At 39.5% G+C, this 19,931-nt stretch carries 19 protein-coding genes; 8 read left to right on the forward strand and 11 right to left on the reverse strand.

Annotated elements, in window-relative coordinates:
* Nucleotides 1-40: 40 nt before the first annotated feature.
* Entirely contained in the window at nt 41-856 is an 816-nt protein-coding gene (gene fdhD / locus ACP8HG_RS05055; RefSeq protein WP_187047673.1) for a formate dehydrogenase accessory sulfurtransferase FdhD, read from the reverse strand.
* Complete coding sequence (locus ACP8HG_RS05060) at nt 857-1,216, reverse strand: DUF2294 domain-containing protein (protein WP_067208827.1); 360 nt, start codon at nt 1,214-1,216, stop codon at nt 857-859.
* Between the two features lie 259 nt (nt 1,217-1,475).
* Here ACP8HG_RS05060 and fdhF point away from each other — a divergent pair, with 259 nt between their 5' ends.
* Together fdhF and ACP8HG_RS05070 are read left to right on the forward strand one after the other, a co-directional pair.
* On the forward strand, nt 1,476-4,412 hold the full coding sequence (gene fdhF / locus ACP8HG_RS05065; RefSeq protein WP_354312936.1) for a formate dehydrogenase subunit alpha: 2,937 nt from the start codon (nt 1,476-1,478) through the stop codon (nt 4,410-4,412).
* A gap of 6 nt (nt 4,413-4,418) precedes the next feature.
* Nucleotides 4,419-4,895 (forward strand): DUF1641 domain-containing protein, encoded by a 477-nt coding sequence (locus tag ACP8HG_RS05070; RefSeq protein ID WP_340742040.1) that lies wholly within the window; start codon nt 4,419-4,421, stop codon nt 4,893-4,895.
* 116 nt (nt 4,896-5,011) lie between these two features.
* On the opposite strand, the gene ACP8HG_RS05075 is transcribed toward ACP8HG_RS05070, so the two are convergent.
* Nucleotides 5,012-5,419 (reverse strand): DUF4395 domain-containing protein, encoded by a 408-nt coding sequence (locus ACP8HG_RS05075; RefSeq protein WP_340742041.1) that lies wholly within the window; start codon nt 5,417-5,419, stop codon nt 5,012-5,014.
* 571 nt (nt 5,420-5,990) lie between these two features.
* Between ACP8HG_RS05075 and ACP8HG_RS05080 the strand changes: the two genes are divergently transcribed.
* Nucleotides 5,991-6,116, forward strand: a complete 126-nt coding sequence (locus ACP8HG_RS05080; RefSeq protein ID WP_438298290.1) for a hypothetical protein — start codon at nt 5,991-5,993, stop codon at nt 6,114-6,116.
* A gap of 576 nt (nt 6,117-6,692) precedes the next feature.
* Here ACP8HG_RS05080 and ACP8HG_RS05085 read toward each other — a convergent pair.
* Nucleotides 6,693-6,848: a DUF1540 domain-containing protein gene (locus tag ACP8HG_RS05085; RefSeq protein ID WP_082786555.1), complete on the reverse strand. Its 156-nt coding sequence runs from the start codon at nt 6,846-6,848 to the stop codon at nt 6,693-6,695.
* Nucleotides 6,849-7,193: 345 nt separating this feature from the next.
* On the opposite strand from ACP8HG_RS05085, the gene purU reads away from it, so the two are divergent.
* Nucleotides 7,194-8,102: a formyltetrahydrofolate deformylase gene (gene purU / locus ACP8HG_RS05090; RefSeq protein ID WP_438298291.1), complete on the forward strand. Its 909-nt coding sequence runs from the start codon at nt 7,194-7,196 to the stop codon at nt 8,100-8,102.
* Nucleotides 8,103-8,283: 181 nt separating this feature from the next.
* On the opposite strand, the gene ACP8HG_RS05095 is transcribed toward purU, so the two are convergent.
* Nucleotides 8,284-8,643 carry a collagen-like protein gene (locus tag ACP8HG_RS05095; RefSeq protein ID WP_338652483.1) on the reverse strand — a complete coding sequence of 120 codons (360 nt, stop codon included), beginning with the start codon at nt 8,641-8,643 and terminating at the stop codon, nt 8,284-8,286.
* Between the two features lie 330 nt (nt 8,644-8,973).
* On the opposite strand from ACP8HG_RS05095, the gene ACP8HG_RS05100 reads away from it, so the two are divergent.
* From ACP8HG_RS05100 to ACP8HG_RS05115, 4 genes are all read left to right on the forward strand, one after another.
* Entirely contained in the window at nt 8,974-9,240 is a 267-nt protein-coding gene (locus ACP8HG_RS05100) for a phosphocarrier protein HPr (RefSeq protein ID WP_067208839.1), read from the forward strand.
* The gene (gene ptsP / locus ACP8HG_RS05105) at nt 9,240-10,955 is read left to right on the forward strand and encodes a phosphoenolpyruvate--protein phosphotransferase (RefSeq protein WP_340742044.1); all 1,716 of its coding nucleotides are present in this window, start codon (nt 9,240-9,242) and stop codon (nt 10,953-10,955) included. Before ACP8HG_RS05100 ends, ptsP begins: the two co-directional genes overlap by 1 nt.
* Before the next feature lie 255 nt (nt 10,956-11,210).
* Complete coding sequence (locus ACP8HG_RS05110; protein ID WP_342538136.1) at nt 11,211-11,993, forward strand: Cof-type HAD-IIB family hydrolase; 783 nt, start codon at nt 11,211-11,213, stop codon at nt 11,991-11,993.
* 318 nt (nt 11,994-12,311) lie between these two features.
* Nucleotides 12,312-13,043, forward strand: coding sequence for a 3D domain-containing protein (locus tag ACP8HG_RS05115; protein WP_438298292.1), 732 nt, complete (start codon nt 12,312-12,314; stop codon nt 13,041-13,043).
* Between the two features lie 51 nt (nt 13,044-13,094).
* On the opposite strand, the gene nspC is transcribed toward ACP8HG_RS05115, so the two are convergent.
* From nspC to speD, 6 genes are all read right to left on the reverse strand, one after another.
* Nucleotides 13,095-14,231 (reverse strand): carboxynorspermidine decarboxylase, encoded by a 1,137-nt coding sequence (nspC, locus tag ACP8HG_RS05120; RefSeq protein WP_067208849.1) that lies wholly within the window; start codon nt 14,229-14,231, stop codon nt 13,095-13,097.
* Between the two features lie 13 nt (nt 14,232-14,244).
* Complete coding sequence (locus ACP8HG_RS05125) at nt 14,245-15,444, reverse strand: saccharopine dehydrogenase family protein (protein WP_187047683.1); 1,200 nt, start codon at nt 15,442-15,444, stop codon at nt 14,245-14,247.
* A 291-nt stretch (nt 15,445-15,735) separates the two neighbouring features.
* Nucleotides 15,736-16,581 (reverse strand): agmatinase, encoded by an 846-nt coding sequence (gene speB, locus ACP8HG_RS05130; protein WP_187047684.1) that lies wholly within the window; start codon nt 16,579-16,581, stop codon nt 15,736-15,738.
* Entirely contained in the window at nt 16,571-17,422 is an 852-nt protein-coding gene (gene speE / locus ACP8HG_RS05135; protein WP_187047685.1) for a polyamine aminopropyltransferase, read from the reverse strand. The genes speB and speE overlap by 11 nt, the downstream gene beginning before the upstream one ends.
* Nucleotides 17,419-18,846, reverse strand: coding sequence for an aminotransferase class I/II-fold pyridoxal phosphate-dependent enzyme (locus ACP8HG_RS05140; RefSeq protein ID WP_340742603.1), 1,428 nt, complete (start codon nt 18,844-18,846; stop codon nt 17,419-17,421). Before ACP8HG_RS05140 ends, speE begins: the two co-directional genes overlap by 4 nt.
* Nucleotides 18,847-18,890: 44 nt before the next feature.
* A complete protein-coding gene (gene speD / locus ACP8HG_RS05145; RefSeq protein ID WP_231885804.1) occupies nt 18,891-19,721 on the reverse strand; it encodes an adenosylmethionine decarboxylase in 831 nt (276 codons plus the stop codon).
* Between the last annotated feature and the right edge of the window lie 210 nt (nt 19,722-19,931).

Here is a 19,931-nt window from a genome sequence, read left to right on the forward strand (position 1 = left end):
CATCTTAGCATTCATTGCCAATTTTGTCACGAATGTTTTTTTAGTGTTGAAAAATATTGTTGTTTTCTTCGATAATGATCCGATCCGGGTGAGTGTACAGATTGAATGAATTTTGCCGTATAAATCCGACTGTAGTAATTCCGAGTTCTTCTGCGAGTGTCAATGCCAATTCAGTAGGGGCTGATTTTGAAAGTACAATTTCACAGCCGATTTTTGCCACTTTCAATAAAATCTCCGATGAGATACGGCCACTAAACACAATTATTTTGTCTTTTACTGAAATAGTATTTCTTAAACAATGACCGTAAATTTTATCTAAAGCATTATGTCTGCCAATATCCATCCTTGACAGCACAATGCCAGTAGGATCACAGAGTGCTGCATTATGGACACCTCCAGTTTTATGAAACATGTCTGCTGATTGATCCATTTGCTCCATCAGAAAAAAGCAATCTTCCGGGGTAAGCGTTACATGGGTTCCTGTCATTCTTTTCACTGTTAATGCATCGTTAGCAAACACAAAACCTTGTCGGCTCATGCCGCAACAGGAGGTGATGTAGCGTTTGTTCAGCAATTTTTCGTAAAAAGGATACATCTTGTCCGTTTTGATATGGACAATACCCAATTCTTCCTGTAGAGAAATGTCTTTGATATCTTCATACTTTGGGATGACACCTTCAGATGCCAAAAAACCGACCGCCATGTCTTCGATGTACTCAGGCGAGCAAACGATTGTTGCAAATTCTTGGTCATTGATTTTGATAGTGACGGGGTGTTCGACTACAATTTGGTCTTCCTTTTTCGAGAAATATCCGTTTGAGTATCGAAAAACAGTCCGTTTCTTATCTTGTTCCATCTACTTTCCCCCCTTGTGTTCAATTTGCCGGTCGAAAAGAAATACGGAAATTGCAATGTCCTCTTCCAATTTGATGTCCGAGAAAAGGTGGACAAATTTAGCCCCGACGAGTTCTTCCATGCCATCGGGTGGTGCTTTTTGATAGACATCTTGAATCATTCTAGTTCTTGCAGCATGGATCATTTCTTTTCCTTCTGGTGTACTGGCAATAAATTTTTCAGTTGGAGTCAAGTTCCCGTAGAGTGTTGAAATAATCATATTATCAACAAAAACCGTGTGGATTCTTTCAGGTCCCTTCCCGAATAAGTCTTTGCGTAGCTTTCTGATAATATCATTAAAATCATGTATTCTTTTTAACATGTATTTATTCCTCCTCCGTGGTAAAAGAAAATAGTTCAAAAGCTGAAAAATAGATTGTTTATTCTTTCAACTTAAAATATACTAGTGTCTAAGAGGTGTTACAGTATGAACTGCTGTGGCATTATCGAACGTTAAATAGAAATATGGATTGGTAGTTTAACATGTCCTGTTAGAAGACTATTCCACTATGAAAGTGCACTTGTCAAGTCGGTGTATTTTTTCATGGTGGTTTTTTATTTATAAAAAAGGAGGCGCATACATGCCAATCAAGATTAACGGTTCCAATTATGACTTCGTGGAAGGCAAGACGATCCTTGAGGTGATCAATCAGTATCAAATTGATCATCCGCAAATATGTTACTTACCTGAAGTGGACCCAATTGAGACATGTGATACGTGTATCTTGGAAGTAGATGGCCGTCTAATGCGTGCTTGTTCAACAAAAGCTGTCTCTGGAATGAGCGTAGAGCTGGCTTCAACTCGTGCTAAAGAAGCGCAGACGGAGGCAATGGATCGAATTCTAGAAAATCACCTTTTGTATTGTACAGTGTGTGACAACAATAATGGCAACTGTAAAATACATAATACGGTGGATATGATGGAAATCGAACATCAAAAATATCCATATGAACCAAAATGCACACAGGAAAGTGTTGATTTTACACACCCATTTTACCGTTACGACCCAAATCAGTGCATTGCTTGCGGCCAGTGTGTTGAAGTATGCCAAAATTTACAGGTAAATGAAACCTTATCGATTGATTGGGAGAGGGACCGTCCAATTGTTCTGTGGGATGGGGGCGCGAAAATTAATGACTCATCTTGTGTAGGCTGCGGCCACTGTGTTACCGTATGCCCATGCAATGCACTAATGGAAAAATCAATGCTTGGTGAAGCCGGATTCATGACCGGGCTAAAAGAGGAAATCCTGACGCCGATGATTGAACTTGTCAAAGATGTTGAGCCCGGGTATAGCGGCATTATGGCCGTATCAGATGTTGAATCGGCGATGCGCGATACGAGGACGAAGAAAACGAAAACAGTATGTACATTCTGCGGTGTTGGGTGCTCATTTGAAGTGTGGACGAAAGATAGAAAAATTTTGAAAATCCAGCCCGTTTCAGATGCCCCAGTCAACGCGATTTCGACATGTATAAAAGGGAAATTCGGGTGGGATTTCGTCAACAGCGAGGAACGAATTACGACACCACTTATCCGAAAAGGCGATTCTTTTGTTGAAGCTACGTGGGAAGAAGCGCTTGACCTTGTTGCTTTGAAACTAGGTACAATAAAAAAAGAGTATGGAAAAGAAGCTGTTGGCATCATTTCATCTTCGAAGATTACAAATGAGGAAAACTATGTGATTCAAAAATTAGCACGTCAAGTATTTGAAACAAATAACGTTGATAACTGCTCACGCTATTGTCAGTCACCAGCGACAGACGGTCTATTCCGTACAGTAGGGATGGGCGGAGACGCTGGAACTATTAAAGACATAGCGAAGGCTGGTCTTGTCATTATTGTCGGGGCTAACCCAGCCGAAGGACATCCAGTTCTGGCCACTCGTGTGAAGCGTGCACATAAGCTGCACGGACAAAAATTGATTGTCGCCGATTTGCGAAAAAATGAAATGGCTGATCGCTCTGATATCTTTATAAGTCCGAAGCAGGGAACTGATCAAGTATGGCTCATGGCAGTGACAAAGTACATGATTGATAAAGGATGGCATGATCAGTCGTTTATTGATGAAAATGTCCATTACTTGGGTGAATTCAAAGAAGTTCTTGAGAAATATACACTCGACTATGCTGAAACAGTATGTGGTGTATCAAGGGATATGCTAATCAAGACAGCGGAAATGATTCGTGATGCAGACGGTACTTGTATTCTTTGGGGAATGGGTGTCACACAAAATACTGGTGGATCGGATACTTCCGCAGCAATCTCCAATTTGTTACTTGCGACAGGTAATTATCGACGTCCTGGTGCTGGGGCTTATCCACTACGTGGACATAATAACGTACAGGGTGCATGTGATATGGGATCGCTACCAGGATGGCTACCAGGCTATCAACACGTCACTGATGATAAAGCACGTCAAAAGTTCGAAAAGGCATACGGCGTGAAAATCCATGATAAGCCCGGACTTGATAATATTCAGATGCTCCATTCCGTCGATGCTGGAATCATGAAAGCCATGTATATAGTTGGTGAAGATATGGCGCTCGTCGATTCTAATGCGAACTATGTACACGATGTCATGTCTAAGCTAGACTTTCTCGTCGTGCAGGATATTTTCTTCTCAAGGACTGCGCAATATGCAGATGTCATTTTACCGGCGGTTCCATCACTTGAAAAAGACGGAACATTTACAAATACGGAAAGACGTGTGCAGCGTTTATACAAAGCACTTCCGGAATTGGGAGACGCACGGGCGGACTGGTGGATTGTACAGGAAATCGCTAACCGTCTCGGTGCAGAATGGAACTACAGTCATCCGAGTGAGATTTTTGCGGAAATGGCTAGCCTTTCACCGTTATTTAGTCAAGCTGATTATAGCGTAATGGAAGATTGGGACAGCTTCTTATGGGGCAGTTTGGATGGCGAAAGTACACCGCTGTTGTACGTGAACGGATTTAATTTCCCTGATAAAAAGGCTCGTTTTGCTCTGTCTGACTGGGTGGAACCTGTAGAGTTTCCCTTAGAATATGATCTCCACATCAATAACGGGCGTTTGCTAGAACATTTCCACGAAGGCAATATGACGAATAAATCGGATGGAATTCAGAAGAAAGTGCCGGAGGTTTTCGTTGAAGTTTCACCGGAACTTGCGAAAGAGCGTGGTGTGTTAAGCGGTTCCCTTGTACGCTTGATTTCGCCATATGGCGCTTTAAAATTACCAGCACTCGTAACGGACCGTGTAAAGAAAAATGAATTGTTCTTGCCGATGAACTCAGTTGAAAAAGAATCAGCCATTAATTTCCTAACCGGTCCTGCAGTCGATCAGCGCACGAATACACCAGCGTATAAACAGACGATGGTACGAATGGAAGTACTTCGAAAAGAAGGCGAAAACCCGTTGCCTAAGTCGAACCATCGTAATAAAGAGCGTCACCCACAAAATGGTGTTGAAGTGGGGCGGAAATGGGCTCGTCCAGGATATATACAATTAACTGAAGCTAAGAAAGAAAGGTGATATACGATGGCGGCACCAATTACTTCTATTAAATGGAACGAACTGACACCACAAGAAATCAAACAGAATAAACTGGGTGAGCTACAGTCATTAATTGCCGAACAAGACCAGGCACTCAATAAAATACTTGAAATTACTGGGGAGTTGGATGACGCAGGCGTCTTCGATGCACTGAAGGCGATGGTGAAAGCAAAGGATGATATCGCAAAAATTGCAGTAGACCAAGCATCACGTGACCCAGTAACCAATATTATCAACCATGTGCTATATGCAACTAGTGTGATTTCATCTATTGACCCTGATGTTACAGCGAAACTTGCTGCGAGCGTTAAAAGTGGATTGAATGAAGCTGAGCTTTATAGCGGTAATGGGCAAAAAGTAAGTATTTTTCAATTGATGACTGCATTAAATGATCCTGATACGAACCGTGCCGTGAAATTTGGACTAGATTTTCTGAAAGGGATGGGCAAAGGGTTAGAATAAGATAGCAAGTAGTAGAAGGTTCGAAAAAGTACCAGTAATACGTCTCGATTACACACAAATAAAATGAAATCAGCCATACATGTTAATGGCTGATTTCATTTTGTGTTACACAGTACTTAATTACGTCGATAACTCCATTGTTGGTATTGGAAGCGTATAAAGCAACCTATGCAAAAACCTAGGATTGCGATGAGTGCAGCTATGCCAACCATCGTCGTAGCGATATTAAATAATATAGTCCAATTCAATAAAAAGCTTACACATGCAACGAATAAAAATCCGACAGCCAACCATTGGTTAAATCGTAACTGCGCGTAGTCTTCTTGAATATATTGATTAGCTGGTTTAGCTAAAAAATGCTTAACAAGTACTAAAATCGGATGGAATCCCGTCAATAAACTTGAAAGATTTGCGATTAATGGAATGAGTAATATCCAAGCTGACTGTGTTAGAAGTGCAATAATTACAGTCAAAACAATCGTCCATTGATTTGCCATTACTAAAGGTTTTGGTATTGTTTTCACATTAAAACCTACTATTCTAATTGGATTTTATACTATTATATGTTATGGTGACCGGAATGTACATGAGTAAGAGGAATAAAAATAGTGTAAATGGACTTCTATAACTTCTTAGTGAAAAGTAGAAGCGATTTTTGGTATTTAGCTAAAATTGAAGTTCAAGGTTACCATGCATAAAAAAGAACTCAATTATATTTCGATTGACTTTAACTTGTGATTCTATTCAGTGTCTTGTATAAATATTCCATCTTCCTTTATTAGTTAAAATTTCAGGAATGAGATGAAGGTCGACTATCAGCTCTAGATGTACATAGCTGAAAAATGATTTTAGGAAATGATTACTGTATGAATGAATAAAAAAGCTTTTTTACTCGCGCTGTTTACAGTCATTGTATGGGGATCAGGTTCGCTGCTATACGTGCTAGTTTACTAGGTGGATATTCACTGAGCCATTTGATAAATACTCGCTTTTTAATAGCATCTAGCGTTTTCGTTATTTATGCCCTCTGGTCTGTAGTTAAATTCCTGTTACCCCTAAAAAAGAATATTCTAAAGATGGGTTTACTTGGTTGGATTGGGATTAGTATCTATCACTGGGGAGTTATATATAGAAGAAGTGACGGTGTCTGCAGGTGCCGCAGAAATGTTCATTGCTTCTGCAACAGCATTGATAGCTGTCATATTTCTGAAAGAGCGGTAAAGTACTCTCACGGGGATGTTTGTCGGGATTATCGAAATTGTTCTCATTACAGTTGGATCTAAGGGAACATCTTTCACTATTTCAAAAGGAGTTATTTTCGTTTTGAGCGCATCTATTGTAACATCTTTTTTCTTCGTTTTCCAAAAATCACTATTGAGATGTTATCGTCCCAATGAAATAACCACATACTTCACTTGGGGGGGAACTGCCATTCTTCATTTACTTCCCAGGTCTCTTACAAGGCATTCAGGGTGCTACAAATGAAGCTAATTTGTCGACTATTTATTTGGAGGTTTTCCGGAGGCAGCTGCTTATGTTACATGGGTTACGGAACTTTCATTGGGAGAGACGGGTTCAGTTGCAAGTATGTTATATGCTGAACCAGTTGTTGCCATTAATGTCGGCATTGCGAGTGATCCGATTTATGTAAATAAACACGTTATAAATTGTTAATTATTCAAGAAAATGAAAGACACCAGATTCCAAAACAGTCAGAATTGCTTTAGAATCTGGCGCTTTCCACAGTGCATGATACTAAGCTTGAACTAAATTATAAATAATCGAATACGTCGTCATTCAATCTCTTGGCACGAATGTTTTACAATCCGTTTCTTCACTACTTGTTGCTTTTTTTCCTTTTTGGCTGACTACGTAGATAGAATTCGCTTTACATTTGTTTCCGGGACCCCAGAATTTACAGTTACTCACTTCGCAAAGAATTTCTTGAGCCATAGTATCACACCTCCTTTTTATTATGATGAGCAAAAACAGAGGATTAATACTTTTTTCTTTTAAAAGCATCTATTAAGAAAACTATCATGATTTTAAAAAATGGGGTACAATTAAAAACATTGCTCAAGAGCGTAGTATGACCAATAATATTAACTATAGTAGTTGAATAAATGAATACCCTATATAAACTTACATGAGGGCACCTTACAAGGTGTAGCCGAAGTCCTAATGCTGCAGCGAAGCAAGTTAGCTTAGGGCGGGAAGTATCCTTAGCGATATAGTTAGTTCAATGGAGTTCTTTATTTCAACACATATAGCATGATTATCATTAGGAGCTGTTCGTAAATGTCTAGTAAAACAGAAGTTGAAATGAAATTGAAGCAACAGGGAAATCAAAGTGAAAATCGGGGGCGACTGTTAGTAAAATGTCCGGATAAACCTGGAATTGTATCGATGTTGTCGACATTTTTACTTAATCATGATTCGAATATCATTGAATCAAGTCAGTATTCGAATGATCCCGAAAAGGGAAACTTTTTTATTCGAATGGAATTTTACTGTGAAAATTTGAAAGAAAAGTCAGCGCAAATGGAAAGTGATTTTGAGGAAATTGCTACCAATCATTCTATGGATTACCACTTTGCTTACGAAAGTGAACGGAAGCGGACAGCTATTTTTGTTTCAAAAGAGCCACATTGTTTGATTGAACTTTTGTGGGAATGGCAAAATGGTGACTTGGACACAGATATTGTAGTCGTTGTAAGTAACCATGAGGACGCACGGGAGATGGTCGAATCTTTAGGAATTCCTTTTCACTATATTCCTGCCAATAAGGACATTCGGAAAAAAGTAGAAGAAGAACAGATTCGCCTAATGGAAGAATATAGTGTTGATTTACTAATTCTTGCTCGCTATATGCAAATTCTTTCGCCTGACTTTGTAAATCATTTTCAACATCGAATCATTAACATTCATCACTCTTTCTTGCCGGCGTTTATTGGAGCCCGACCATATGAACGGGCATATGATCGTGGTGTGAAACTGATAGGGGCTACTTCCCATTATGTAACAAACGATCTTGACGAAGGTCCAATAATTGAACAGGATATCGAGCGGGTAGATCATCGTGACGACGTAATAGATTTGAAGAAAATTGGAAGTCGAATTGAGCGACGTGTTCTTGCAAAAGCTGTAAAGTGGCACCTCGAAAATCGAATTATTGTTGAAGGTAACAAAACGATTGTGTTTCATTAATATGGGTTTTTGCGTTTGGTACAGATTTTAAATAGTTAAGGAATCTAGTTTCATAGCGCCTGGAATCGGTATGTAAGTCAATGTAACGACATAATAAATAAGGCCAATTTCTCAATTAAACACGAATGATTACAATGTCGTGTTTAGTAGAAACTGGTCCTTTTTATTTATTGAATTATTACTATGTGCACTGAAAAGATATGATTTTATCCAAGTCTATTCTCCATGGAAGCCATGCATAGCCATCCCATTTAAAACCCGTGGTTGTAATATAATCGATGTAAGTTGGATGAAACCAAAATGATGTTCGGTTTACGAGACTTAGGTAAGTATCGCGGTATAAGCAACCTCGCAACGCGCCTGGATCTATGGAAAGTGGTCCTGTTTGTTGTTTTGGTATAGAAGATGGCGGTGGATTGGTCGGTGCTGCACCTTGTTTCGTAAATTGAACTGGTTCTTGATTTTTTGGATAATGTGGCTGTCCAAAGGGGAGTTCCGAGTTATTGGGATTGTGCGGGACTGGAAACTGATCGTCAGACAAAATTGAGTGCCTCCTTTTTCGATATATACCTAGTAGTATATGTGAGAATCATATTTTGGGACCTGGTTAGTAAAGTGCTACCTTGCCGGAATCAAGTAAGTGAAGAGAATTTAGCTGTCTGCTAAGGGAAGAAGCCAGTATAGGAGTTATGTCCGTTCCTTATATGAGTAAGGGCCGATGATAACATATCGATTACAATTAAATGAAGGATCAGAAATGTGTAATGAAGATGTAAAAGAGTAGTTTTTTTGGGTTAGATCCTTTTCTATCCCGACCCAAAATGATAAGCTTGGTAAGTAAGTATTATTTTAATGAGGGAGTATGATTTAAATGGTTGAAAAACAATTTATAGTTACGGATGAGCAGGGGATTCATGCGCGACCCGCTTCAATATTAGTAAGTACAGCAACCAAATTCAAATCCGATATAAACTTGGTTTACAATGAGAAAAACGTCAATTTAAAATCAATTCTTGGCGTAATGTCTTTAGGTATTGGTTTAGGTGGAGAATTTAAAATTAGCGCCACTGGAATCGATGAACAGGATGCACTTAACGAACTTGAAGAAGCGTTGAAAAACGGAGGACTGACTAACTAATGAGCCTACTTCATGGGATTTCTGCATCAAATGGTATAGCGATAGCAAAAGCGTACCGTTTTGTTGAGCCAGATCTATCTTTCAGTAAAAAAACTGTTGAAGACATTCCGGAAGAACTTTCACGTTTTCAGTCAGCTGTCTCTATTTCGAAAAGTGAGTTAGAGTCAATTCGCGATACCGCTGCAAAAGGACTTGGTGCAGATGAAGCAGCTATCTTCGATGCACATATATTAGTTTTACTTGATCCGGAGCTTCTGACTTCAATTGAAGATAAAATTAAAACAGATCATGTGAATGCTGAACACGCACTCAAAGAAACGTCTGATATGTTTATTACAATGTTCGAGCAAATGGATAATGAATATATGAGAGAACGGGCTTCGGACATTCGTGATGTTGCGAAACGTTTGCTGTCCCATTTGCTAAATGTTGAAATTGTAAATCCGAGCATGATTTCTGAAAAAGTAATTATTATCGCAGAAGATTTAACACCTTCAGACACGGCGCAGTTAAATCGTGAATTTGTAAAAGGTTTTACAACTAATATTGGTGGGAAGACTTCCCATTCTGCGATTATGGCGCGCACATTGGAAATTCCCGCAGTTGTAGGTACGAAGGAGGCGACTAAGCTTATTCAGGACGGTGACATCATTATTGTTGATGGGTTTAAAGGAGAGGTACATATTAATCCTACTCCGGATGTCATTGCTACATACGAAAATGAACAATTGAAGTATGAGCAACAAAAAGCTGAATGGACAAAGCTAGTAGATGAAAAAACAACTACTGCTGATGGTCATCATGTTGAGTTAGCTGCAAATATCGGCACCCCGGAAGACTTAGAGGGAGTCATCAGTAATGGTGGAGAAGGGATCGGATTATACAGAACCGAGTTTTTGTATATGGGCAGAAACCAACTCCCAACTGAAGAAGAGCAGTACGAGGCATATAAGAAGGTTCTACAGGGAATGTCAGGTAAACCGGTCGTTGTTCGGACCCTTGATATTGGCGGGGATAAAGAACTCCCTTATTTAAATCTCCCTAAAGAAATGAATCCATTCCTAGGACTTCGCGCTATTCGTTTATGTTTGGAAGAGCAGGATATTTTCAGAACGCAATTAAGAGCTCTTTTAAGAGCCAGTTCATATGGGAATTTGAAAATCATGTTCCCGATGATTGCAACTCTTGATGAGTTCCGCCAGGCTAAAGCAATTTTGGAGGAAGAGAAACAAGAACTCCTAAATAACAATATAAATGTTGCCACTACTATTGAGGTTGGCATCATGGTAGAAATCCCTTCCACTGCAATACTGGCAGATCAGTTCGCGAAGGAAGTTGATTTCTTTAGTATTGGAACCAACGATTTAATCCAATATACGATGGCTGCTGATCGTATGAATGAACGCGTTGCCTATTTATATCAACCTTATAATCCAGCAATTCTACGGTTGGTCAAGATGGTTATTGACGCCTCACATAAGGAAGGAAAATGGACTGGGATGTGTGGGGAAATGGCAGGGGATGAAATCGCTATTCCTTTACTATTGGGACTAGGCCTTGATGAATTCTCGATGAGTGCCACATCCATTTTAAAGGCCCGTACTCAAATTCTAAAATTGAACAAAAGCGATATGGTAGAACTTGCGAATGAAGCCTTGCAGATGTCAACAGCTGAGGATGTAGTTCAAGCAGTTATGGCCCGCAGCAATTTGTAATTCAAAACAGTTATCATAAAACAGCATCCCAGAACTTGATTAATCGTTCAGGGGTGTTGTCTTTATTTATTGTTTTGCTGTATTCTTGTGTCAAACACCAACACCACTGTTATTCCTACGACGCCATTCTAAAGAATCTTATTTGTTGATGTATGTTAGAATTACCCCGCAATTAGCCTCGAATTAGTATGAAATAAGAATCACACTTTTAAAATTGAACCAAATATGAATTCATTCTGTAATGGGGGAAATAAAATGACTAAAAAAATGATTATGTTTGATATTGACGGAACTCTTTTAGACCACGATAAGAAATTACCTGCTTCTGCGAAGGAAGCTGTTAAATCTTTAAAAGAAGCAGGACATGAAGTTGCCTTTGCGACGGGGCGTGCTCCTTACTTTATCGAAGATTTGAGGAAAGAATTGGAGATTGATTCTTTCATTTGTTTTAATGGTCAGTATGTTGAAATTGAAAATGAAGTCATTTATAAAAACCCTATTGATAGAGAATTATTAGCGCATTTATCGGGTTTTTCCACAACGCAAAATCATCCACTTGTTTATATGGGTGCAGAATTTATGAGATCCACTTTTGACTATCATTCTGATATAGAAGAATCTCTTACCTCCCTTAATATTGATACTACTCAAATAGAAATGGACGCTAGTTACTACAACGATACTGAAATTTATCAAACACTCCTGTATTGCAAAGAACATGAAGAAACATTATATCGAGACAATTTGCGAAAATTGAACTTTATCCGTTGGCATGAATATTCGATGGATGTTCTACCTCTTGGCGGCTCTAAAGCGAAGGGAATTGAAAAGTTCATTGAGAAGAAAGGATTCTCGAAAGATCAAGTCTATGCTTTTGGTGATAATTTAAATGATATTGAAATGCTTCAGTATGCTGGACATAGTGTTGCGATGGGGAATGCACCTGAGGAAGTGAAAAAAGCAGCAAGATATGTTACGAAAGATGTGGGCGAAGATGGTATTGCTTACGGATTGCAGATGGTTGGATTATTATCTTAACTAATTGGAGACATAAATGATCTATTACAATTGCCTACAGTGAAAACAACAATTAGTCATTCAAATGAATGGCTGATTGTTGTTTTTATTTTCGTGGATTTAATTCGATAACTTACACATTATGTAATAAGATTTCATCGCTAAATCGCTAATAATACCCTATTCTCAAAACAAATTTTAGTTGTTTTGGAGAAGGGTTTCTTTTTATTTAATTAGAATGTTTGTTTTTCAAAGATTCGGGGCAATACTTGTGGAAACAAATTATCGATTGCTGTTTAGGATAAGCAATCGTATTTGAAATGAAGGAGGAGACTTTTGTTGAAAACGAAAATATTTTTGTTAGCTCTAATTTTTGCGTTTTCCACTTATTCAGTAACAGATGCGGCGATACTCTCAGATGCCCAACTGAGTGATGATGAACTGACATATTTACAAACCCTTTCAAATGCAGTTGACATGATTTTGGGAGAAGCAGAAGAAAGTAAGGTACCTGATCAAGAAGTAGTAGATCAGGAATTAGTCGCACCAGTGGAATCAACTCCGAAGCCGAAAAGCTATACAGTAAACGCAGGCGATAATTTGTATCGAATTGCACTTAATCATAACATTACTATAGATTCTCTCACGAGTTGGAACGGCCTAACAGGCGAGGTGATCCACCCTGGTGATGTATTAATCGTCAGTGGGCATGTAGCAGATGCGGGAACGAAAGATACAATTGCGGCTGCAATCGTGCCAACGCCACCACCTGCAAGTGATGGAAAAGAGATGCTGGTTACAGCGACAGCCTATACAGCCTACTGTACGGGCTGTTCAGGAACTACCGCTTACGGCATTGACTTACGTTCTAATCCAAATCAGAAAGTAATTGCAGTAGATCCAAAACTTATTCCGCTAGGTACAAAGGTTTGGGTGGAAGGCTATGGAGAAGCGATAGCTGGAGATACAGGAGGAGCCATTAAAGGGAATAAAATCGATGTTTTCATTCCATCTTATAATAATGCAATGGAGTGGGGAGTCAAAAAAGTGAAACTTAAAGTACTCAATTAATAAAGAAAACCTGTGCAAAAATAGTATTTTTGCACAGGTTTTTCATTTTGGTTAAGATAGACGGTTTCTAAAATCGTCATACCCAAACTGTTTAATCACTTGAATACCATCACTAACGGTATTTAAGGCGATAGAAGGTAAGTTAACACCATTAAATGTATTGTTTTTCACCATCGAGTAGTGGCCCATATCACAAAAGACAAGCTTATCACCAGGCTTTAAAGGCTCATCAAAAGAATAATCACCAATGACGTCTCCAGCTAGGCAAGTAGGTCCACCGAATCGATAGGTGTAAGCCTTTTCGTTTGGCATTCCTGCACCAATGATTTCAGGGCGATAAGGCATCTCCAGTACATCAGGCATATGACATGCTGCTGAAGTATCTAAAATAGCAATTGGCATACCGTTGTGGAGGGTGTCCAAAACAGTCGCAACAAGATAGCCAGTATTCAATGCAACAGCTTCACCAGGCTCTAAATACACTTGTACACCGTATTTATTCTTCATAAACAGTATCGAACGGATAAGTGTTTCGATATCATAATCGGGTCTTGTGATATGATGCCCACCGCCGAAGTTGATCCACTTCATATTTTTAATGTATTCCCCAAACTTTTCATCGACAACTTGCACGGTGCGCTCCAGCGTATCAGAGTTTTGTTCGCACATCGTATGGAAGTGTAAGCCATCGATGCCTTCAAGTTGATCCGCTTCAAAATTCTCAAGCGTAACGCCAAACCTTGAATGCGAAAAACAAGGATTGTACATATCGACTTCGATTTCAGAGTATTCAGGATTAATGCGAAGTCCAATTTCTATTTGTTTTGGATGGTTTTTAATTTTTTCTTTGAATTGATTATATTGTTGAAACGAATTAAAGACGATGTGATCTGAATAAGAAAGAATCTCATCAATCTCTGTTTCCGAAAAGGCAGGGGCGTAGGTGTGTACTTCCTTGCCCATTTCTTCGAAGCCCAGTCTTGCTTCGTGTACGGAACTAGATGTTACCCCGTTCAAGTATTCTCCGATTAACGGATAAACTGAGAACATCGAAAATCCTTTTTGAGCAAGTAGAATCTTACAGCCCGTCTGGTCAATAACAGACTTCATTTTTTCCAAGTTTTTAATAAGCAATCCTTCGTCCACTACATAGCAGGGGGAGGGGAGTGCATTTAAATCAATATTCAATTTCAAGCCCTCCTCAGTCAATCAATTCAGGATTGAAGCTTTCCTGCCATGGTAGACCATATTTGTTGAGTGCTTCCATGAATGGATCAGGATTGAACTCTTCGATATTGTGTACGCCAGGATTCTTCCATTTACCCGTCATTACCAGCATCGCACCGATCATTGCAGGGACACCTGTTGTATACGAAATTGCTTGTGAACCTACTTCTTTGTAACATTCTTGATGGTCACAAATATTGTAAACATAATACGTTTTCTCTTCGCCGTCTTTGATACCTTGGAAAATACAGCCGATATTCGTTTTTCCTATTGTTCTTGGCCCAAGAGAAGCTGGATCCGGTAGCACAGCTTTTAAGAATTGAAGGGGAGCGATTTCTTTCCCTTCGAAAAGGATTGGTTCAATAGAAGTCATTCCAACGTTTTCAAGCACTTTTAAGTGGTTCAAATAGTTCTCTGAGAACGTCATCCAGAAACGAATTTTTTTGATACCTGTAATATTGAGTGCAAGGGATTCCAGTTCCTCGTGATGTAATAAGTAAACATCTTTTGGACCGATTTCAGGAAGATTATAGACACGTTTAATTGATAATGGTTCAGTTTCGATGAACTCACCATTTTCAAAATAGCTTCCATTAGCTGTGATTTCACGGATGTTAATTTCAGGATTAAAGTTAGTAGCGAACGGATAGCCGTGATCACCAGCGTTTGCGTCCACAATGTCAATCGTATGAATTTCATCGAAATGATGTTTTAGTGCATGCGCAGAGAAGACACCTGTAACGCCCGGATCGAAGCCGCTTCCAAGTAGTGCAGTGATGCCAGCTTTTTCAAAACGTTCTCTGTAAGCCCATTGCCAGCTGTATTCAAACTTAGCTTCGTCAAGAGGTTCGTAGTTTGCAGTATCGACATAGTCAACGCCAGTAGCAAGACATGCATCCATGATCGTTAAATCCTGATATGGCAATGCAACGTTAATGACGATATCTGGTTGGAATTTATTAATAAGTTCAACCAGTTCTTCCACATTATCAGCATCTACTTGCGCCGTTTGAATTTTAGTACGGCCGCCATCCAGTTTTTCTTTTAACGCATCACATTTAGATACTGTACGACTTGCGATACAGATTTCTTCGAATACGTCAGGAACCTGACAACATTTATGAACAACTACTCCTGCAACTCCACCAGCACCAATAATTAACGCTTTTCCCATAATGAACACCCGCCTATAATATAGTTTTTTTTAGATTGAAAAGTTGAAGTAAAGAATTCCTTCAAATCTGCTGCGGCGCTAGGGGATGCCTCCCGCCAAGATTAGTCGAGATATCCTTGAACCTAAAGGAAATAACCTCTGGACATTAACTGTATAATTTCTGCAAAGTACTCAGAAATTATACAAACCGAACTCTTCGTTGTTCGGTTGGCTATCCCTTTTAAGGCGCCTACGCTCAGTTTGTACATGTATCCAAACGCCACACCCCGGTGCCAGTTACTGCCACCGAATTCAAATTGCCAATAACAATTCGCGTAGTACTTTACATGCTACCGCTGTCGAGACACCGCTTTGATCGTAAATCGGAGATAGCTCGTTTACATCACAAGCAACAATATTGAGGCCGCTTACTGTTAACATGGCATTCAGTAATTCCATAAAGCTGACTCCGCCGGCTTCAGGTGTACCTGTTCCAGGAAATACAGAAGGGTCCAATACATCCAAATCGATGGTTAAATAGACTGGTTTACCTTTAAGCTTTTCAACGACTTCTTCTAATCCGTTAAAGTTAAACTTGTTCGTAAACACATGGTCTTTACCCCATTGGAATTCACTGCGGTCTCCAGAGCGGATACCGAATTGGAAGATCTTGTCGTCTCCGAGTAAGTCCCATACTCTGTGAATAACGGTGGCATGAGAAAGGGTTTCCCCAAGATAGTCCTCACGTAAATCTGCATGTGCGTCAAATTGAATGACATGAAGGTCAGGATGTTTTTTGGCAACAGCACGCATTGCACCGAGTGTCACCAGATGTTCCCCGCCAATCATGCAGGGAATCTTGCCGTCATCCAAAATTTGAGTTGTGAAATCTTCAATTTGTCCTAATGCTCTTGTCGTGTTCCCAAAACTTAATTCTAAATCGCCACCGTCAAATACAGCGATATCCTCTAAGTCTTTATCCTGATAAGGGCTATACGTCTCAATTCCAAACGATTCACCACGCATTGCTTTACTTGCGAAGCGTGTACCAGGACGAAAAGAAGTTGTAGAGTCAAATGGAGCCCCAAAAATAACGATTTTCGATTCTTCATACTCATTGTCACAACCAATAAACGTTTCAACATTTCTATTCAACATCTTTTAATTGCTCCTTTACATAGTTTGGAAGTGCAAATGAACCAACATGAATGTCTGTATTGTAATACCTTGTTTTCAGGTCAAGGTCATTCCATGCTGTTGCATCCAAATCTTGAATAGGGTCAAATTTCTTTGACGCAAAACCAAACAACCAATGACCGGATGGATAAGTTGGCATGTGAAATTGATAAACTTTACAAACAGGGAAGAAGCCCACGATTTTTTGGTGTGCTTTCCTCATACCAAGCGCATCCTCAGCGTAAAAGGGACTTTCATGTTGATTCACAAGAATTCCATCTTCTTTCAGCGCTTTATAACAGTTGCCGTAGAATTCTTTTGTGAATAGCCCTTCACCTGGACCGAATGGATCTGTCGAGTCCACAATGATCAAATCATAATCATTTTCGATTTTACGAACAAATTTTAGCCCGTCTTCAAAGTACAGATTAACCCTCGGGTCATCTAATTTCGAGGCTGTCTGCGGTAAATATTCTCTGCAGACATCAACAACCATCTTATCAATTTCAACCATGTCGATTTGTTCAATAGTTGGGTAAGCAGACAATTCACGGATTGTTCCACCATCACCAGCCCCAATGACTAGTACTTTTTTTATAGTCGGATTGGTTGCCATTGCTACATGCGTAATCATCTCGTGATATATAAATTCATCTTTTTCAGTACACATTACGAGTCCATCTAGTGTAAGAACACGGCCAAACTCCGACGTTTGTAAAATATCGATTTTTTGAAAATCACTTTTACCCGTGTAGAGGTGCTCTTCCACTTCCAATGAAAAACGGACATTAGGCGAATGATTTTCTGTATACCATAAATTCATTTCGCCAACTCCTTCAACACATTAATATTTGCAATGTCGCTGTCTTCAGTACCTGTTAAGAAACAGCCTTTATCTTTGGAGTATTGAATGAAATCCAAAATTTCCTCTGTAATCCGTTCACCAGGCGCCAAAATCGGGATACCTGGGGGGTAACACATAACGAATTCACTGGAAATATAACCTGCGCTCTCCGAAATGGGCAACTTTTGCTTAGGCGCATAAAAGGCTTCTTGCGGTGTGAACGCAACTTGCGGACGAATGTAATCATGGATGAAAACGCTGTTTTTATTCTTAGAATAGCGGCGTTTTATTTCAGCGAGTGCTGCGACTAACCGTTCCAAATCTAGATGCCTGTCACCGACAGAAATATAAGCCAAAATATTACCGATATCGCCAAATTCAATTTGAATATCATACTCATCTCTAAGAATGTCATAGACTTCAATTCCGGCTAAGCCAATGTCGCGGGTATCCACCGAAAGTTTCGTAACATCAAAGTCGAAAATCGTATCTCCATTAATCAATTCTTTCGAATAGGCGTAATAGCCGCCAATCTTATTGATTTCAGTCCTTGTATAGTGTGCCATTTCGGCAACCTTTTGAAATATCTCTTTTCCGTTAAGCGCTAAACTTCTTCTCGAGATATCCAGGGAAGAGAGCAGTAAATAAGATCCGCTTGTCGTTTGTGTCAAATTGATAATCTGCCTCGTATAACCTTCGCTTACGTCATTGTTTATCAACAAAAAAGAGCTTTGTGTCAATGACCCGCCGGATTTGTGCATACTAACGGATGCCATATCAGCACCAACTGACATAGCAGAAGCGGGAAGATTATCACCAAAGTAAAAATGAGTACCATGTGCCTCATCGACAAGGACGAGCATATCGTGTTGATGTGCAAGATCGGTAAGAGCTTGCAGGTTTGAACAAATCCCATAATAAGTAGGATTGTTGATGAGAATGGCTTTAGCATCTGTGTTTTCTAAGATAGCTTGTTCTACATCTTTTACGGCCATACCTAAAGGAATGCCAAGTTCACTGTGTACGCCCGGATTAACATAGATAGGAACGGCACCACTTAAAATGAGGGCATTAATCGCACTGCGATGTACATTGCGTGGCATAATGATTTTATCCCCAGCTTTGCATGCCGTCATGATCATTGCCTGTACTGCAGATGTGGTACCATTCACCATGAAAAAGGCGTGCTTAGCATTAAATGCTTGAGCTGCTAATTCTTCTGCCTCTTTTATAACCGAAACAGGGTGGCAGAGATTATCAAGTGGTTTCATGGAATTGACATCCATACTCAAGCATTGTTCACCTAAAAATGCAGCTAATTCAGGATTACCTCTTCCACGTTTATGACCTGGAACGTCAAAAGGGACGACGCGCATTGATTTGTATTGATTCAGCGCCTCCATTATGGGGGCTTTATGTTGCAAAAGATGTGTCACGTAATCACCCCTCATTCATCTATATTAGAACCATTAAAAATTTCAGTCATCTCTTTTCGTAGCATGGTTGTGATTTCAAGCCTTTCATTAAGAGGTAGCTCCGAGACATCTGTATTGAACAAATAGTCCTGCAGGTTTATGTCTTTGATAAGTAGCTTTGTATGAAAGATATTGGATTGGTGTACATTTATATCTTTCCAATGGTATTTCAGCAATGTATTGCTGTCAATATAATCCCGAATGGACTCTATAGAATGATCTATATACAATTTTTCGCCTTCCATATTGCGTGTAAATCCACGCACTCGGTAATCAGTTGTAATAATGTCTGAGTCGAAACTCCCGATCAGATAATCAAGTGCATTCAACGGGGAAATTGTGCCGCACGTTGAAACATCAATATCGACTCGAAAAGTAGCGATAGAATTATCGGGATGATATTCCGGATATGTGTGAACGGTAACGTGACTTTTATCCAGGTGACCAACGACTGTTTTACGAGTTCCCAAAATGGTACGTTCACCTTTATTACACGATTCATCAATCAATGCGATAGGAAAGGCTTCCTCCGAAATAAGAATGGTCACACTTGCACCTTGTGGATCATAATCCTGTTTACTGACATTCAAGACATGTGCCCCGATAATATCTGTCACTTCGTACAGGATACTGGTTAATCTATCGGAATTATATTGCTCATCAATATAAGCAATATATTCACTTTGCTCCCGCTCACTTTTCGCATAGCAAACATCATAGATGTTGAAGCTAAGAGTCTTTGTGAGGTTGTTAAAGCCATAAAGCTTCAGCTTATTTTCCAACCCTACCATCACGCCTTTCATGTAAAACAAATCTTATTATAAAGTATAACATTTCTTAGTCAATAGAATTTATTCTTCATAAATTAAAATAAAGAATCCCATTGAATTCGCTTCGGCGCTAGGGGATGCCTCTCGCCTTAAGCCAAGCAGCTTCGCGGCCAGTCTTAAGGCTTCGGCTACCCTTTGTAAGGCGCCTACGCTCGGTTGATATAGGTATATGCAGATAAAATA

Origin of the sequence: Sporosarcina sp. FA15 (genome assembly GCF_051550195.1) — a bacterium.
In the GTDB taxonomy this organism is placed as follows: domain Bacteria; phylum Bacillota; class Bacilli; order Bacillales_A; family Planococcaceae; genus Sporosarcina; species Sporosarcina psychrophila.

What these genes read in the sequence shown, in the direction of transcription:
- ACP8HG_RS05060 (WP_067208827.1), bottom strand. Translation starts at nt 1,216, where the DNA reads ATGTTAAAAAGAATACATGATTTTAATGATATTATCAGAAAGCTACGC.
- ACP8HG_RS05100 (WP_067208839.1), top strand. Translation starts at nt 8,974, where the DNA reads ATGGTTGAAAAACAATTTATAGTTACGGATGAGCAGGGGATTCATGCG.
- fdhF (WP_354312936.1), top strand. Translation starts at nt 1,476, where the DNA reads ATGCCAATCAAGATTAACGGTTCCAATTATGACTTCGTGGAAGGCAAG.
- speB (WP_187047684.1), bottom strand. Translation starts at nt 16,581, where the DNA reads ATGTTGAATAGAAATGTTGAAACGTTTATTGGTTGTGACAATGAGTAT.
- ACP8HG_RS05125 (WP_187047683.1), bottom strand. Translation starts at nt 15,444, where the DNA reads ATGGGAAAAGCGTTAATTATTGGTGCTGGTGGAGTTGCAGGAGTAGTT.
- purU (WP_438298291.1), top strand. Translation starts at nt 7,194, where the DNA reads ATGTCTAGTAAAACAGAAGTTGAAATGAAATTGAAGCAACAGGGAAAT.
- speE (WP_187047685.1), bottom strand. Translation starts at nt 17,422, where the DNA reads ATGAATTTATGGTATACAGAAAATCATTCGCCTAATGTCCGTTTTTCA.
- ACP8HG_RS05085 (WP_082786555.1), bottom strand. Translation starts at nt 6,848, where the DNA reads ATGGCTCAAGAAATTCTTTGCGAAGTGAGTAACTGTAAATTCTGGGGT.
- ACP8HG_RS05140 (WP_340742603.1), bottom strand. Translation starts at nt 18,846, where the DNA reads ATGGAGGCGCTGAATCAATACAAATCAATGCGCGTCGTCCCTTTTGAC.
- ACP8HG_RS05110 (WP_342538136.1), top strand. Translation starts at nt 11,211, where the DNA reads ATGACTAAAAAAATGATTATGTTTGATATTGACGGAACTCTTTTAGAC.
- ACP8HG_RS05070 (WP_340742040.1), top strand. Translation starts at nt 4,419, where the DNA reads ATGGCGGCACCAATTACTTCTATTAAATGGAACGAACTGACACCACAA.
- speD (WP_231885804.1), bottom strand. Translation starts at nt 19,721, where the DNA reads ATGAAAGGCGTGATGGTAGGGTTGGAAAATAAGCTGAAGCTTTATGGC.
- fdhD (WP_187047673.1), bottom strand. Translation starts at nt 856, where the DNA reads ATGGAACAAGATAAGAAACGGACTGTTTTTCGATACTCAAACGGATAT.
- ptsP (WP_340742044.1), top strand. Translation starts at nt 9,240, where the DNA reads ATGAGCCTACTTCATGGGATTTCTGCATCAAATGGTATAGCGATAGCA.